16 protein-coding genes and 1 tRNA gene are annotated in these 15,018 nt (G+C 71.3%); 5 read left to right on the top strand and 12 right to left on the bottom strand.

The genetic code is table 11. From position 1 onward, the window contains the following. Positions 1 to 62: 62 nt before the first annotated feature. From ACQEU6_RS14000 to ACQEU6_RS14020, 5 genes are all read right to left on the bottom strand, one after another. On the bottom strand, positions 63 to 854 hold the full coding sequence (locus ACQEU6_RS14000) for an ABC transporter ATP-binding protein (RefSeq protein WP_499332077.1): 792 nt from the start codon (positions 852 to 854) through the stop codon (positions 63 to 65). Next, positions 844 to 1,584, bottom strand: a complete 741-nt coding sequence (locus tag ACQEU6_RS14005) for an ABC transporter ATP-binding protein (RefSeq protein WP_499340183.1) — start codon at positions 1,582 to 1,584, stop codon at positions 844 to 846. Before ACQEU6_RS14005 ends, ACQEU6_RS14000 begins: the two co-directional genes overlap by 11 nt. A 47-nt stretch (positions 1,585 to 1,631) precedes the next feature. Further along, positions 1,632 to 2,807: a branched-chain amino acid ABC transporter permease gene (locus ACQEU6_RS14010; protein WP_499332079.1), complete on the bottom strand. Its 1,176-nt coding sequence runs from the start codon at positions 2,805 to 2,807 to the stop codon at positions 1,632 to 1,634. Beyond that, a complete protein-coding gene (locus ACQEU6_RS14015) occupies positions 2,804 to 3,769 on the bottom strand; it encodes a branched-chain amino acid ABC transporter permease (protein ID WP_499332082.1) in 966 nt (321 codons plus the stop codon). Before ACQEU6_RS14015 ends, ACQEU6_RS14010 begins: the two co-directional genes overlap by 4 nt. Before the next feature lie 104 nt (positions 3,770 to 3,873). Then, positions 3,874 to 4,920 (bottom strand): branched-chain amino acid ABC transporter substrate-binding protein, encoded by a 1,047-nt coding sequence (locus tag ACQEU6_RS14020; protein WP_499332085.1) that lies wholly within the window; start codon positions 4,918 to 4,920, stop codon positions 3,874 to 3,876. On the opposite strand from ACQEU6_RS14020, the gene ACQEU6_RS14025 reads away from it, so the two are divergent. Further along, a complete protein-coding gene (locus ACQEU6_RS14025; RefSeq protein ID WP_499332087.1) occupies positions 4,919 to 5,095 on the top strand; it encodes a hypothetical protein in 177 nt (58 codons plus the stop codon). The two genes, ACQEU6_RS14020 and ACQEU6_RS14025, sit on opposite strands and share 2 nt — an antisense overlap. 241 nt (positions 5,096 to 5,336) lie before the next feature. Here ACQEU6_RS14025 and ACQEU6_RS14030 read toward each other — a convergent pair whose 3' ends face one another. Next, positions 5,337 to 5,939 (bottom strand): ANTAR domain-containing response regulator, encoded by a 603-nt coding sequence (locus tag ACQEU6_RS14030; RefSeq protein WP_499332090.1) that lies wholly within the window; start codon positions 5,937 to 5,939, stop codon positions 5,337 to 5,339. A 91-nt stretch (positions 5,940 to 6,030) separates the two neighbouring features. Here ACQEU6_RS14030 and ACQEU6_RS14035 point away from each other — a divergent pair. Both ACQEU6_RS14035 and ACQEU6_RS14040 read left to right on the top strand, forming a co-directional pair. After that, positions 6,031 to 6,113, top strand: a tRNA-Leu gene (locus ACQEU6_RS14035). A 235-nt stretch (positions 6,114 to 6,348) separates the two neighbouring features. Then, a complete protein-coding gene (locus ACQEU6_RS14040; RefSeq protein ID WP_499332093.1) occupies positions 6,349 to 7,101 on the top strand; it encodes a helix-turn-helix domain-containing protein in 753 nt (250 codons plus the stop codon). 149 nt (positions 7,102 to 7,250) lie between these two features. On the opposite strand, the gene pyk is transcribed toward ACQEU6_RS14040, so the two are convergent. Both pyk and ACQEU6_RS14050 read right to left on the bottom strand, forming a co-directional pair. Then, the gene (gene pyk, locus ACQEU6_RS14045) at positions 7,251 to 8,681 is read right to left on the bottom strand and encodes a pyruvate kinase (protein ID WP_499332096.1); all 1,431 of its coding nucleotides are present in this window, start codon (positions 8,679 to 8,681) and stop codon (positions 7,251 to 7,253) included. Between the two features lie 109 nt (positions 8,682 to 8,790). Then, on the bottom strand, positions 8,791 to 9,288 hold the full coding sequence (locus ACQEU6_RS14050; protein WP_499340185.1) for a DJ-1/PfpI family protein: 498 nt from the start codon (positions 9,286 to 9,288) through the stop codon (positions 8,791 to 8,793). On the opposite strand from ACQEU6_RS14050, the gene ACQEU6_RS14055 reads away from it, so the two are divergent. After that, entirely contained in the window at positions 9,196 to 9,879 is a 684-nt protein-coding gene (locus ACQEU6_RS14055) for a DUF6597 domain-containing transcriptional factor (protein WP_499332098.1), read from the top strand. The genes ACQEU6_RS14050 and ACQEU6_RS14055 overlap by 93 nt on opposite strands. Before the next feature lie 15 nt (positions 9,880 to 9,894). On the opposite strand, the gene ACQEU6_RS14060 is transcribed toward ACQEU6_RS14055, so the two are convergent. Next, entirely contained in the window at positions 9,895 to 10,755 is an 861-nt protein-coding gene (locus ACQEU6_RS14060) for a hypothetical protein (RefSeq protein ID WP_499332100.1), read from the bottom strand. Positions 10,756 to 11,025: 270 nt separating this feature from the next. On the opposite strand from ACQEU6_RS14060, the gene ACQEU6_RS14065 reads away from it, so the two are divergent. Further along, entirely contained in the window at positions 11,026 to 12,450 is a 1,425-nt protein-coding gene (locus ACQEU6_RS14065; protein ID WP_499332103.1) for a pyridoxal phosphate-dependent decarboxylase family protein, read from the top strand. Between the two features lie 27 nt (positions 12,451 to 12,477). Here ACQEU6_RS14065 and ACQEU6_RS14070 read toward each other — a convergent pair whose 3' ends face one another. The 3 genes from ACQEU6_RS14070 to ACQEU6_RS14080 form a co-directional block, all read right to left on the bottom strand. Then, positions 12,478 to 12,921 (bottom strand): VOC family protein, encoded by a 444-nt coding sequence (locus ACQEU6_RS14070; RefSeq protein WP_499332106.1) that lies wholly within the window; start codon positions 12,919 to 12,921, stop codon positions 12,478 to 12,480. 70 nt (positions 12,922 to 12,991) lie between these two features. After that, positions 12,992 to 13,426, bottom strand: a complete 435-nt coding sequence (locus tag ACQEU6_RS14075) for a helix-turn-helix transcriptional regulator (RefSeq protein WP_499332109.1) — start codon at positions 13,424 to 13,426, stop codon at positions 12,992 to 12,994. 117 nt (positions 13,427 to 13,543) lie between these two features. Beyond that, positions 13,544 to 15,007 (bottom strand): glutamate synthase subunit beta, encoded by a 1,464-nt coding sequence (locus ACQEU6_RS14080; protein WP_499332111.1) that lies wholly within the window; start codon positions 15,005 to 15,007, stop codon positions 13,544 to 13,546. Between the last annotated feature and the right edge of the window lie 11 nt (positions 15,008 to 15,018).

Below are 15,018 nucleotides of genomic sequence, written 5' to 3' on the forward strand. Positions count from 1 at the left end.
GCGCGAGACCCGCCCCGCCCGGACGAACCGGGCCGAGCGGGCCTGACACGCCCGGACGAGCCCTACTTCGCGGTCTCCTCGCCGGAGCCGCCGGAAGGACCCTCCTCCGCCGGGCCGTCGTCCACGGCCACCGGAGCGGCGCCCTCGCCCAGCTCACCGCCCAGATAGGCGGCCCGGACCTCCGGATCGTCCAGCAGCTCCGCCGCCGGCGCCGACTTGACCACCCGGCCCGTCTCCAGCACGTACGCCCGGTGCGCGATCTGCAGCGCCTGCTGCGCGTTCTGCTCCACCAGCAGCACCGTCGTGCCCCGCCGGTTGATCTCCTGGATGATCGAGAAGATCTGCTGGACGAGCATGGGCGCCAGACCCATCGACGGCTCGTCCAGCAGCAGCACCTTCGGCTTGGCCATCAGCGCCCGGCCGATCGCGAGCATCTGCTGCTCGCCGCCCGACATCGTGCCGCCCATCTGCTTGCGGCGCTCGGCCAGCCGCGGGAACAGGTCGAACGCCTCGGCGAGCTCCTTGGCGGGATCGTCCTTCCGGGCGTACGCGCCCATCAGCAGGTTCTCCTCCACCGTCATGCCGGGGAAGATCCCCCGGCCCTCCGGCGCCTGCCCGATCCCGACCAGCACCCGCTTGTGCCCGGGCATCCTGCTGATGTCCTGGCCGTCGAAGCGGATCGCGCCCGACGACAGCCCGCGCAGCCCCGAGACGGTCTTCAGGGTCGTCGTCTTCCCGGCGCCGTTCGCGCCGATCAGCGTGACGATCTCCCCCTGCCCGACCTCCGCGGTGATGCCCTTCAGCGCCGCGATCTTCCCGTAGTGGACGTGGATGTCACTGATCTCAAGAAGCATCGGCAGGAGCCCCCAGATACGCCTCGATGACCCGCGGGTCGTTCTGCACCTCGGCCGGCAGGCCGTCCGCGATCTTCTGGCCGAAGTCCAGCACCGCGACCCGGTCGCTGATGCCCATGACCAGGCTCATGTCGTGCTCGATCAGCAGCACCGTCACACCCGTGTCCCGGATGTCGCGGATCAGCTGCTGCAGCGCCACCTTCTCGGCCGGGTTCATGCCCGCCGCGGGCTCGTCCAGCAGCAGCAGCTTCGGCTCCGTGGCCAGCGCCCGGGCGATCTCCAGCCGCCGCTGGTCGCCGTACGGCAGGTTCTTCGCCGCCTCCTCGCCGCGGTGCGGGATCCCCACCAGCTCCAGCAGCTCCCGCGCCCGCTCGCGCCCGCGGCGCTCCTCGCGGCGATGCCACGGCAGCCCGAGCGCCGCCCCGACGAACCCCGTCCGGTGGTGCGCGTCCGCGCCCACCATGACGTTCTCCATCGCCGTCATGTTGTGGAACAGCCGCACGTTCTGGAACGTGCGCGCCACACCCAGCTTCGTCACGACGTAGCGCTTCTTGCCGTCGATGCGCTTCCCGCGGAACACCACCTGCCCCTCGGTCGGACGGTAGACGCCGGTGGTCACGTTGAACACCGTCGTCTTCCCCGCCCCGTTCGGGCCGATCAGCGCGAAGATCTCGCCCTCGCGGATCGTGATGTCCACCTTGTTGAGCGCGACCACGCCGCCGAACCGCATGACGACGTCCCGCAGCTCCAGGACGGGCGACGCGCCCTTCGCCTCGCTCACTTGCCCTCCTCCACGGCGGCCGCGCCGGACGGGCCCGGACCGGCCACCTCCGCGCCCATGCCGCCCATGCCGCCGGTGCCCTCGGCCAGCTCCGCCTTCCGCTGCCGCGACGGCCACAGACCCTCCGGGCGGAAGATCATCATCATGACCAGCGCGGCACCGAAGATCAGCATCCGGTAGTCGTGCAGGAACCGGAACCGCTCGGGCAGCCACGCCAGCACCGCCGCGCCCAGCATCACGCCCGGAAGGTTGCCCGAACCGCCCAGCACCACCCCGGCCAGGATCAGCGCCGACACCAGGAACTCGAAGTTCTGCGGGTTGATCGAGGTGATCTGGCCGGCGAACACCACGCCGCCGCTCCCGCCGATCGCCGCGCCGATCGCGAACGCCGCCAGCTTGAACTTGAACGTCGGCACGCCCATCAACTCCGCCGCGTCCTCGTCCTCCCGGATCGACGCCCACGCGCGGCCCACCCGCGACCGCTCCAGCCGCTTCACGAAGACGATCGCGACGATGATGAACAGCACCAGCAGGTAGTAGTACGGCCGCGCGTCCAGCAGCCCGTACTTCAGCGGCTGCACGCCCAGGATCTCGAACTCCGACAGCGACGGCGGATGCGGGATCCCCTGCACGCCGCGCGGCCCGTTCACGTACGAACTGTTGTTCGCCGTCCGCTTGACGATCTCACCGAAGCCCAGCGTGACGATCGCCAGGTAGTCGCCGCGCAGCCGCAGCGTCGGCGCGCCGAGGATCACCCCCGCCAGCGCCGAGAACCCGATCGCCAGCCCCAGCGACTCCCAGAAGTTCCACTCGTAGCGCGTCGCGAAGATGGCCATCGTGTAGCCGCCCACCGCGTAGAACGCCACATACCCGAGGTCGAGGAGGCCGGCCATGCCGACCACCACGTTCAACCCGATCGCCAGCAGCACGTAGATCGCGATCTGGCTGCTCAGCATCGACGGCCAGTCGCTGCCGCTCGGCGCCATGAACGAGCCGATCGCCTCGCTCGGCAGCAGCAGAGCGCCGACGATCAGCAGCAGGTAGACGACCCACCGCACCGCACCGGGGGCCGACGCCCACCAGTCGCGCAGCGGGTCCAGGGAGAACCGGTCGCGCGCCGAGCGGAGGCCGCCCGCGCCGCCATTGCCGTTTGCCTTCTTCGTGAGGTTCATGCGCGCGCCCGCTGGAGGGACTCACCGAGGATGCCGGTGGGACGGAACATCAGGACCAGGATCAGCACCGAGAACGCGACCACGTCGCGCCACTGGGAACCGAAGAAGCTCGAACCGTACATCTCCAGCAACCCGAGGGTGAACCCGCCGACCAGGGCGCCCCGGAGGTTGCCGATGCCGCCGAGCACCGCCGCCGTGAACGCCTTGATGCCGAGCAGGAAGCCGACGAAGTAGTTCGTGCTCTCGAAACGCAGGAAGTACAGCGCCGCGGCCACACCCGCCATCACCCCGCCGACCAGGAACGTCACCTGCACGACCCGGTCGATGTTCACGCCCATCAGCACGGCCGTCTCCGGGTCCTGCGCCGTCGAGCGGATACCCCGGCCGAGCTTCGTGCGGTTCACGAACTGGTCCAGCGCGACCATCATGAGCACCGCGCCCAGGAACACGATCAACTGGTCGTTGCGGATGAGGATCGGACCGACGTCCACCACGTCCGACAGCTTCTTGAAGTGCTCGTTGACGTCGAGCTTGCCGCCCTCCTTCGACGTGCCGAACACCCGGTGGATGAGCACCGTGCCCATCAGCTGCTGGATGAAGATCGACGCGCCGATCGCCGAGATCAGCGCCGCGAGTCTCGACGCCCCCCGTTTGCGCAGCGGCCGGTAGGCCGCCACCTCCAGCAGCATCGCGCCGCCGCCCGCCACCGCGCCGCCGACGACGGCCATGAGCGCCACCACGCCGATCAGCGCGATGCCGCCCACCGCGGACACGTTCAGGGACCGCACCGTCCACAGCGCCGCGAACGTGCCGACCATGAAGATGTCGGCATGCGCGAAGTTGATCAGCCGGAGCACGCCGTAGACCATCGTGTAGCCGAGCGCCAGCAGCGCGTAGATCGCGCCCAGCGCCAGCCCGTCGACGGTCGACGGCCAGAATTGATTGATGAAGTCGTCGAGCACCTTCGTCGCCTTCGTCGAAAGGAGCGGGAGCGCTGTAGCGCTCCCGCTCCCGCGCCATCAGGGGCCCCCGGGGCCGGGGGCGGTCGGTCCGGGCGGGTGACGCCCTAGGAGACCTTCGCTTCGTTGCTGTTGCCGAGCAGCGGCAGCTTGTTGTCCTTCACCTCGTAGATGAAGATGTCCTTGGCCGCCAGCTCGCCGTTCTCGGCGAACTTGATCTGCTTCCCGACACCCTGGACGTCCTCGGTCTTGAGGAAGCTGTTGATGTCCTCGGGCTCGGTCTTGCCGGCCTTGACCGCCTCGATGAACGCCGTCGCGGCGTCGAAGCCCTCGGTCGAGTAGATCGCGACCTCGGAGTTGAACTTCGCCTTGTAGTCGTCGGCGAACTTCTTGGCCTTCGGGTTCGTCTTGCCCTCGGCGTCGATCAGGCAGCCGCAGCTCAGCAGCGCGCCCTGCGCGTTCGCCTGGCCGGCGCCCTCGATCAGGCCGGTCGCCAGCGAGCCGTCGCCGGACATCATCTTGCCCTTGTAGCCGGCCTCGCGCAGCTGCTTGAACAGCCGCCCCGCCACCGCGTAGTAGCCGCCGAAGTAGACCGCGTCCGGCTTGAACTGGTTGATCTTGTTGACGGTCGAGGAGTAGTCCGTCGCCTTGTCGTCCACCGCGTCGGTCTGGGTCTGGACGCCCTTGGCGCCGGCGGCCTTGCCGATGGCGTCGGCCAGGCCCTTGCCGTAGTCCTGGTTGTCCGACACCGTGAAGATCTTCTTCGCCTTCACCGAGTTCACCAGGAAGTTCGCGGCGCCGTCGCTCTGCACGGCGTCGTCGGCCACCACCCGGTGCCAGAACTTCCAGCCCTTCTCGCCGAGCGTGATGTTGGTCGCCGACGGCGACACGCTCGGGATCTTGGCCTCCTCGAGGATCGGGGCGACGCTCTGCGACTCACCGGAGAACGCCGGGCCGATCAGGGCGGAGATCTTGTCGTTCTTGATCGCGCCCTGCGCCAGCGTCGTCGCCTGCTCCGGCTTGCCCTGGCTGTCGTAGGTCTTGAACTTGATCTTGACCTTCGGGTTCGTGGCGTTGTACTGCTCGATGGCCAGCTGCGCGCCCTGCTTGGGCGGGATCACCAGGCCCGAGTTCTCACCGGTCAGGTCACCCATGAACCCGATCGTGACCTCGTTGCCGTTGCCGGAGTCGCTATCGCCGTCACCACACGCCACGGCGCTGAGCGCGAGCGCCGCGCTCACCGCAACCGCGCCGGTGATCCTCATCTTGTTGCGCCGCAAGGTGCCCAACCTTTCCATCCGGATCCGGGAGGGGATCGGGTACGAGTGAAGCCCCGACGCCGCTCCCCTCCCAAGGGAGGAAACCGGTCACTCGGGGACCAGGTATGTCGTACACCGTCGACCCACCCCAGAACAGGACCCCCCGATCGAAGGGTTACTCGTTCGTTACTCCCCTGTGCCCATCCGATACCGGGCGTTGCCTGGGACGATTACGAAACGTGACGTGGGCGGCCCGGTCCGGTACCTGGGCTTTGGCCCTTGACAACCGGGGGTTCGACCGCGCTGAGGAGTCAGCCCGCGGCGGACTCGTCCCGGCCCCCGGAGGCGCCCGCCACGACGGCCTCGGCGACGGCCCGCATCGTGAGCCGCCGGTCCATCGACGTCTTCTGGATCCAGCGGAAGGCCTCGGGCTCGGACCAGCCGTGCGCCTGCTGCAGCAGACCCTTGGCGCGGTCGACGAGCTTGCGCGTCTCCAGCCGCTCCTGGAGCCCAGCGACCTCGGCCTCCAGCGCGCGCAGCTCGGTGTACCGGCTGACCGCCATCTCGATCGCCGGCGTGAGGTCGGTCTTGGAGAACGGCTTGACGAGGTAGGCCATCGCGCCCGCGTCGGTCGCCCGCTGGACGAGCTCGCGCTGCGAGAACGCGGTGAGGATCACCACCGGCGCGATCCGCTCCGCGGAGATCCGCTCGGCCGCCGAGATGCCGTCCAGCACGGGCATCTTCACGTCGAGGATCACGAGGTCGGGCTTCAGTTCCCCGGCGAGCCGGACGGCCGTCTCACCGTCCCCCGCCTCCCCGACCACCTCGTAGCCGTCCTCCTGAAGCATCTCCTTCAGGTCCAGCCTGATCAGGGCCTCGTCTTCCGCGATCACAACTCGCCGAGCGCTCTCCACGCCCACGACCCTACCGAAACCCGCTACCCTGGTCCCCGTCGCCCCACACGAGGCGGCAAACCGGGCAAAAACGGGACATGTCCGGATAAATGCCGGGATGGTGGAACGGAAGACACGAATCCCTCAAAAGGATTTGTCCGAAAGGGCGTGCGGGTTCGAATCCCGCTCCCGGCACTTCCAGCCAGACGCTGACATTCCTCTTCCGCGTCCGCGGCGGCGCTTTCCCATGGCGAGGCAGTGTTCCCCTCGCGGGTGGCTGAACATCGTGCGCACGAATGAGCTCACTGAGCACCAGAGAAGATCCCGTCTCCATTCCGACCCAGCTTCGAGATCAGCAATAGCACCACTCCGGCGGGTCACGAAAAGTGATCACACTCAGACTGTCAGTGGCGGTCGCGAGACTACGGGCATGTACGATCCGCGACAGCGCCCACCGGCGTTACGCCTGCTGGCGGCAGGCTTCACCATCGCTGAAGTCCACCGCCAGACCGGCATCCCCACGTCCACACTGAGCAACTGGAAGAAGCACCCCGAAAAGGCCGCAAGCCTCACTCCCCCGTCATGCCCCCGCTGCCACGATCGGGCGGTCGATCCCGCGGCTTACTCCTACCTTCTCGGTCTCTACCTCGGTGACGGGCATCTCGCCCGGCAGCCCAACGGCGTCCACCGCCTGGAAATCGCCTGTTCCGACACCTGGCCCGGCCTGATCGACGCCGCCGCCGAGGCGGTGGGCGCGGTCCTGCCGTCCCGGGTCGGACGCCGTCGGAAGCCCGGCTGCACGATGGTGGGGTCGTACTCCACCCACTGGCCCTGCCTGTTCCCCCAGCACGGTCCGGGAATGAAGCACACACGAAAGATCGAGCTTGCGGGGTGGCAGCGGGAGATCGTCGACGAGCGCACGGAGGAGTTCGTCCGCGGGCTGATCCATTCGGACGGATGCCGGGTCACGAACCGCGTGCGCAAGCGGCTCCGCGACGGGGACCGCTGGTACGAATACCCCCGTTACAACTTCGCGAATGTGTCGCTGGACATTCAGGGGTTGTTCACCGGGGCGCTGGATCGGCTCGGGATCGCGTGGACGCAGATGAACGAGAAGAACGTCTCGGTCGCGAGGAGGGAGGCGGTGGCGCGGCTGGACGCGTTCGTCGGGCCGAAGTACTGAGGGCGCGGCGGGTTTCCGGAGCGTCGTGGAATTGAGACCGGCCGGTGATGGGTGCGCGGCGCCCAGGGTGCGCGCGGCCGGGCGTGGAGATGGGGGAGCCGGGCACCGCGCGGGGTGCGGGTCGCGCGGTGCCCGGCAGGGGCGGTTGGTCAGTGGGGGATGGCGATGGCGTCGCCGAGGCTGTGGACGCGGAGGGCGTTGGTCGAGCCGGCGGTGCCGGGGGGCGAGCCGGCGACGACGACGACCTTGTCGCCCTTCTGGAACCGGCCGAGTTCGAGGAGGGCCTGCTCGACCTGGCGGACCATGGTGTCGGTGTGGTCGACCTGGGGGACGATGAAGGTCTCGACGCCCCAGACGTGGGCGAGCCTGCCGCGGACGGCGGGCACGGAGGTGAAGGCGAGCAGCGGGATCGGCGAGCGGTAGCGGGACAGGCGCCGCGCGGTCTCGCCGGACATGGTGAAGGCGGCGAGGGCCTCGGCGCCGACGATCGCGCCGACCTCGGCGGCGGCGCGGGCGATGGCGCCGCCGATGGTCTCGGGCATGCGCTCCAGGGTGTGGGTGGCCTGGAGGGCGGCCTGCTCGGCGGTCTGCACGATGCGGCTCATCGTGAGGACGGACTCGATGGGGTACTGGCCGACGCTGGTCTCGCCGGAGAGCATGACGGCGTCGGCGCCCTCGAAGACGGCGTTGGCGACGTCGGAGGTCTCGGCGCGGGTGGGGCGCGGCGCGGAGATCATGGATTCGAGCATCTGGGTGGCGACGATGACCGGGCGGGCCTTCTCGCGGCACAGTTCGATGGCGCGCTTCTGGACGATCGGCACCTGTTCGAGGGGCAGTTCGACGCCGAGGTCGCCGCGGGCGACCATGATGCCGTCGAAGGCGGCGACGATCTCGGGGAGCCGCTCGACGGCCTGCGGCTTCTCGATCTTGCCGATGAGGGGGACGCGGATGCCCTCCTCTTCCATGATCTGGTAGCAGATGTCGGCGTCGGCGGGGGTACGGACGAAGGAGAGGGCGACGAGGTCGACGCCGAGGCGCAGGGCCCAGCGCAGGTCGTGCTCGTCCTTCTCGGTGAGGGCGGGGACGCTGACCGGGACGCCGGGCAGGTTGAGGCCCTTGTTGTCGGAGACCATGCCGCCGACGGTGACGGTGGTGCGGACGCGGGGGCCCTCGACGGCGGTGACCTTGAGGGCGACGCGGCCGTCGTCGATGAGGACGGTGTCGCCGGCGCTGACGTCGCCGGGCAGCCCCTGGTAGGTGGTGGAGACCTCGCGGCGGGTGCCGGGCACGTCGTCGGTGGTGATGGTGAACTCGTCGCCGAGGGTGAGCCGTACGGGGCCGTCGGGGAAGCGCCCGATGCGGATCTTGGGGCCCTGCAGGTCCGCGAGGATGCCGACGCCGCGGCCGGTGGCGTCGGCGGCGGCGCGGAGCCGGTGGTAGACCTCCTCGTGGACGGCATGCTCGCCGTGGCTCATGTTGAGGCGGGCGACGTCGATGCCGGCTTCGACGAGGGCGTGGATCTGCTCGCTGCTGGAGCAGGCCGGACCGATGGTGCTGACGATCTTCGCTCGACGGGTCACGCCCACAACCGTACTTAGTTACTTGTCGGTACGGATATTCGTGCAGGATATGGTCCCCCGGGGTTCACCCAGTGGTCTAGGTCAGAGGTCTAGACCACATGTGGCCGCGTCACCGTTCGGACGCCTCCACGGCGGCCTGGCAGAACGCCTTGAGGTCGTCGGGCCTGCGGCTGCTGACCAGGGTGTCGGGGCCGTCCTCGCAGACCTTGACCTCCTCGTCCACCCAGGTCGCCCCCGCGTTGCGCAGGTCGGTCCGCAGGCTCGGCCAGGACGTCACGGTCCGCCCCCGGACGACGTCGGCCTCGATGAGGGTCCACGGGCCGTGGCAGATGACGGCGACGGGCTTGCCCGCGTCGAAGAACGACCGGGCGAAGGCGAGGGTGCCGGGGTCGGTCCGCAGGAAGTCGGGGTCGGCGACGCCGCCGGGGAGGACGAGGCCGTCGATCCCGGTGTGGTCGGTGGCGTCGACGGTTCTGGGGCCCCTGCCCGTGAAGGCGGGTGGTATGCAGGAAGGGTGAACCCCACGGGCTACCGCGAGTACCGGACGCCGGGGCTGGCCTGCTCCTGGACGGCGGCGCTGGCGCCGGACGCCGAGCCGTTCCTCCAGCGCGTGCTGCCGGACGGCTGCGTCGACCTGATCTGGTCGGACGGCGGGATCCTGGTGGCGGGGCCGGACACGGGCCCGATTCCGGCGGTCGTGCGGCCGGGCGAGGAGGTCGCGGCGGTGCGGTTCGCGCCGGGGACGGCGCCGCCGGTGCTGGGCGTCCCGGCGGACGCGCTGCGGGACGGGCGGGTGCCGTTGCGGGAGTTGTGGGGCGGGGAGGCCGACCGGCTGGCGGAGGCGGTGGCGGCCGCCGACGACCGCCGCGCGGCGCTGGTGGCGGCCGTGCGTGCCCGGGCGGCGCCGGCGGATCCGCTGGTCCCGGCGGTGGTCGGGGGTCTGGCGGAGGGGTCGGTCCGCGAGGTGGCGGGCGCGCTCGGGATCGGGGAGCGGCAGTTGCGGCGCCGGTCGCTGGCGGCGTTCGGGTACGGGCCGAAGACGCTGCAGCGGGTGCTGCGGTTCCAGCGGGCGCTGGGGCTGGCGCGGGCGGGCGGCCCGCCGGCGGAGGTCGCGTACGCGGCGGGCTACGCCGACCAGGCCCATTTCGCGCACGAGGTGCGGGACCTGGCGGGCGAGCCGCTCCGGAACCTTCTGTGACCCCGTTCGGGCTGGTCAGGGCTTGAGGCGCCCGTAGGCGCGCAGGGTCATGAGCCGTTCGACGGTGATGTGGCCGCGCCATTCGGGGCCGGTGACGGGTGTCCAGATCTGGAAGGAGACGTCCCAGCCGCCGTCGTCGCCCTGCTCGTCGATGAGGGCGTCGAGGCGGGCGTCGATGTCGGCGGCGTCGAAGAGCCGGTGCCCGTATCCGCCGGGGGCGGGCGCGAAGTCGAGGGGCCCTTGGTGGTCGCTGGCGGCGTGGGCGGCGAGGATGTCGCGGACGCGGGTGAAGGCGTTCTCCGCCCGGTCGCGGTCGGGGACGTGGTCGAGGAAGGTGAGGACGGCGAGGACGTCGTAGCCGCCGGGTTCCGCGTCCGGGGCCTCCAGGTAGCGCCAGCAGAAGTCGGTGGCGGGTCCGAGCCAGGGGTGGTCGGCGCCGGCCCGGTGGAGCATGCCGGCGAGGGTCGCGGTGGGGTTGACGGCGCCGGGCGGGTCGTCGGGCGTCCGCCACCAGGGGCCGTGCGGGGCGTCGCGGACGGTCGGCAGGACGAACGGCACTCCCCCGCCGTCGGCGGTGATGGAGGCGAGGTGGCCGGCGATGCGGGTGACGGCGGGGTCGCCGTCGGCGCCGGCCTCGTGCAGGAACTGGAGGGCGTGCTGGGCGGGGACGGGCTGGCTGTCCTCGCCGCGCAGGTCCGGTTCGAGGGCGTGGCCGTATCCGCCGTCGGGGTTCTCGTAGGCCCTGAGGGCGGTGAGGACCGGCGCGGCGGGGCCGCCGCGGAAGTGGAGGGCGAAGCGGTGCCGGTCGATGAGGCGGGCGTTGAGGCGCATGAACTCAGCGGCGCGCGCGAGGCCGTTCTCGTGCAGGACTTTCATGGCTCTGACGCTAGCCGGGCAGGGAGCGGGCGTCTTGTAGGAAACGGCCGTGGGGCTGCGCGGCGGCGGGCCCGGCCACCCCAGCGGTGGGTGGCCGGGCCCATGAGATCCCGCGTCGCGGGGTGCGGGCGGCCCCCCGCCGGTGTTCCGGCGACCGCAGGGCGAACCCAGGCGGGACCGTAGCCGACCACCAGCGAAGACCACAAGTTGCCCTCTTTCTCGCGTTTCTCGACATTCCCGATGGCACCGGGGTTGTGATCTCCTTGCGCCATGAGCGATCCGCTTGACGAACGCGACATCGCCGGTGCCCCGCTCGCGGTGGTGGCGCGGGCGGCGGAGCCGTACCTGGCGAGCCTGCCGGACAGGCCCGTCCACGACCGGGCGCAGGACCCGCTCCTGGACGAGCTGGACGGGCCCCTTCCGGACACGGGGGACGGCGCGGTGGCCGCGGTCGAGCGGCTGGTGCGGATCGGCACCCGGGCGGCGACGCACTCGTCCGGGCCGCGGTTCTTCCACTTCGTGGTGGGCGGGTCGACGCCGGCGGCGATGGCGGGCGACTGGACGGCGTCGCTGCTCGACCAGGCGGCGGGGCTGTGGCTGACGTCGCCGCTGGCGGCGCGGGCGGAGACGGTGGTGCTGCGCTGGCTGAAGGAGCTGTTCGGGCTGCCCGCGGGGTTCGGCGGCGTGCTGACGCCGAGCGCCACGCTCGCGCACGTGGCGGGCCTGGCGGCCGCGCGGCAATGGTGGGCGGCCGGGCACGGCGTGGACGTGGCGGCGCGGGGACTGGCGGGGCTGCCGGAGATGCCGGTGCTCACCAGCGGGCTGGTGCACGTCAGCACCCGGAAGGCGCTGCAGATCCTCGGCTGCGGCCGGGACACCCTGCGGACGTTCGCGCGCGACGACGCCGGGCGGGTCGATCTGGAGGCGATGGACGCCGCGCTCGCCGGGGCGGGCGCGCCCGCGGTGATCGTGGCGAACCTCGGCGAGGTGAACACGGGCGACAGCGACCCGGTCGCCGATCTGGCGGACCTGGCGGAGCGGCACGGGGCCTGGCTGCACGTGGACGGCGCGTTCGGGCTGTTCGCGGCCCTGAGCCCCCGGACGGCCCACCTCGCGCGGGGCGTCGAGCGGGCGGACTCGGTCACGGCGGACGGCCACAAGTGGCTGAACGTGCCGTACGAGAGCGGGTTCTCCTTCGTGCGCGATCCGGCGGCGCTGAGCCGCGCGTTCGGGGCGTGGGGCGCGGCGTACCTGCCGGACGCCGACGATGAGCGGGTCAACTACAACATGCTCGGCCCGGAGTCGTCCCGCCGCGCGCGGGCGCTGCCGATCTGGGCGACGCTGCGGGCGTACGGGCGGGACGGGTACCGGGAGATGGTGGAGCGTCACCTCGACGTGGCCGCCCATCTGGGCGGGCTCGTCGAGGCGGCGCCCGACCTGGAGCTGCTCGCTCCGGTGCGGCTGTGCATCGCGTGCTTCCGGTACCGCCCGGACGGCGTCCCGGAGGAGGAGCTGAACGGGCTGAACGCGCGCCTGGGCGAGGCGCTGCTCGCGGACGGCCGCGTCTACGCGGGTACCAGCACCTACCGGGGCATGACGGTGTTCCGTCCGGCGCCGCTCAACTGGCGGACGACGAAGTCCGACGTGGAGCGGCTGGTGGACGTGCTCCGCGAGCTCGGCCGCCTCACCGGCTGATCCGACCCCGGGCCGGCCGCTCCGGGGTCAGCCGCTCCAGGGCGCGGTCTCGTCGAGCTCGTCGAAGGGCTGGGTGAGGCTGTACCAGCAGCCGGAGTCGTCCCGGAAGATCGCCTCGATCCCGTACGGGCGCTTCTCGGGCGGGTGGACGAACTCGACGCCGCGGGCCGTCAGGCGCTCGTACTCGGCCTGGCAGTCGTCGGTGTTGAAGGCGCCGGCGCCGAGGACGCCCTTGGCGATGAGCGCCCTCATCTGGGCGGCGGAGTCGGGGTCCATGGTGGGCGGGCCGGGGACCATGAGGGCGAGGCTCAGCTCGGGCTGGCCCTTGGCGCCGACGGTGACCCAGCGCATCCCGCCGTCGCCGAGCGTCATGTCGTCGCGGACCTCCAGGCCCAGCCTGCCGGTGAAGAACTCCTTGGCCGAGTCCTGGTCGAGCACCCAGACCGTGGCCAGTCCGAGGTTGGTGATCATGCCGGTGCCTCCTTGTGAACAGGGATGATGCGTCCACGCTAGGGCGCGGGGGCCGGCCCGGCCTTCTCGGTTATTGCTGCTTGCGGAAGCCGCCCGCCCAGAACAGCACGAAGCATCCGGGGATGGCGGAGGCGGCGCCGGCGCGGGCGCGCCTGCGGAACTCGGTGGGCGTCGTCCCGGTCTGCTGCTTGAAGCGGGTGCAGAACGTGCCGAGGCTGGTGAAGCCGACCTGCATGCAGATCTCGGTGACGGTCAGGTTGGCGTTGCGCAGGAGATCCTGCGCGCGTTCGATGCGGCGGCGGGTGAGGTAGGCGCCGGGCGTCTCGCCGTAGACCTCGTGGAACAGCCGGACGAAGTGGTAGCGCGAGTACCCGGCGCGGGCGGCGACGGCGGAGACGTCGAGCGGCTCGGCCCACTCGCGGTCCATCGCGTCGCGGGCGAGCCTCATCCGGCGCAGGACGGCGGTGTCCAGGGTGGGCCGCGCGCCTGCCCGAACGTTTCCCATGCTCCGATGCTGGCACAGGGCACCGACAGGAGAGCCGCTCACCGGCCGATGGCGTGCCCCGCACGGCGGCAGGGCCCTGGAGGAGGTCCTCCAGGGCCCTGTCTCTCGCTGTGCGGGTCAGGTGAGGGGGCGCGCCGTGGGCGGGATCGGGTAGGGCAGGTCGGTCCGTCCGCCGAGGTAGGCGTCGACGCCGTGCGCGGCGGCGCGGCCCTCGGCGATGGCCCAGACGATCAGGGACTGGCCGCGGCCCATGTCGCCCGCGGCGTAGACGCCGTCCACGGACGTCCGGTAGTCGCCGTCGCGGACCACGTTGCCGCGCTGGTCAAGCTCGACGCCGAGCTGCTCCAGCAGGCCCTCGCGCTGCGGGCCGAGGAAGCCCATGGCGAGCGTGACCAGCTCGGCGGGGATCTCCCGCTCGGTGCCCTCGACGGGCGCGAACCCGGTCTGCGGGCCGCCGACCTCCACCAGCCGCAGGGCGCGGACGTTGCCGTCCTCGTCGCCGAGGAACTCGGTGGTGGACACGGCGTACACGCGGTCGCCGCCCATGCCGGCGAGCTCCTCGTGGGCGCTCTCGACCTTGAACAGCATCGGGTACGTCGGCCAGGGCTGGCCGTCGGGGCGCGCCTCCGGCGGCCGCGGCATGATCTCCAGCTGGGTGACCGACGCGGCGCCCTGCCGGATCGCGGTGCCGATGCAGTCGGCGCCGGTGTCGCCGCCGCCGATGACGACGACGTGCCTGCCCTTCGCCGAGATGGGCGACTCCTCGTAGTCGCCCTCCTGCGCCTTGTTGGAGGGCGGCAGGTACTCCATCGCCTGGTAGACGCCCTTGAGCTCGCGGCCCGGGACGGGCAGGTCGCGCCACGCGGTGGCGCCGCCTGCCAGGACGACGGCGTCGTGGGACGCGCGCAGGTCGTCCGCGGTGACGTCGACGCCCACGTTCACCGAGGTCTGGAAGGCGGTGCCCTCGGCGCGCATCTGGGCGAGGCGCCGGTCGAGGTGCCGCTTCTCCATCTTGAACTCGGGGATGCCGTAGCGCAGCAGGCCGCCGATCCGGTCGGCGCGCTCGTACACCGTGACGTCGTGGCCGGCGCGGGTGAGCTGCTGGGCGGCGGCGAGGCCCGCGGGCCCCGAGCCGACCACCGCGACCTTCCTGCCGGTCTGGACGGACGGCGGCTGCGGGCGCACCCAGCCCTCCGCGAACGCCCGGTCGATGATCTCGACCTCGACCCGCTTGATGGCCACCGGGTCCTGGTTGATGCCGAGGACGCAGGCGCTCTCGCACGGGGCCGGGCACAGCCTCCCGGTGAACTCCGGGAAGTTGTTGGTGGCGTGCAGCCGCTCCACGGCCTCCTGCCAGTCCTTGCGGTACACGAGGTCGTTCCACTCGGGGATGAGGTTGCCGAGCGGGCAGCCCTGGTGGCAGAACGGGATGCCGCAGTCCATGCAGCGGCTCGCCTGCTTCTCCAGCCGGTCCTTGCCGAAGTCCTCGTAGACCTCCGACCAGCTCCTGATCCGCACGTCGACCGGGCGGCGCTTCGGGAGCTCCCGCCGGACGGTGAGGAAACCCTTCGGGTCAGCCATGTTGGAAGTCC

The sequence above is a fragment of the Spirillospora sp. CA-108201 genome (assembly GCF_050936235.1).
In the GTDB taxonomy this organism is placed as follows: Bacteria; Actinomycetota; Actinomycetes; order Streptosporangiales; family Streptosporangiaceae; genus Spirillospora.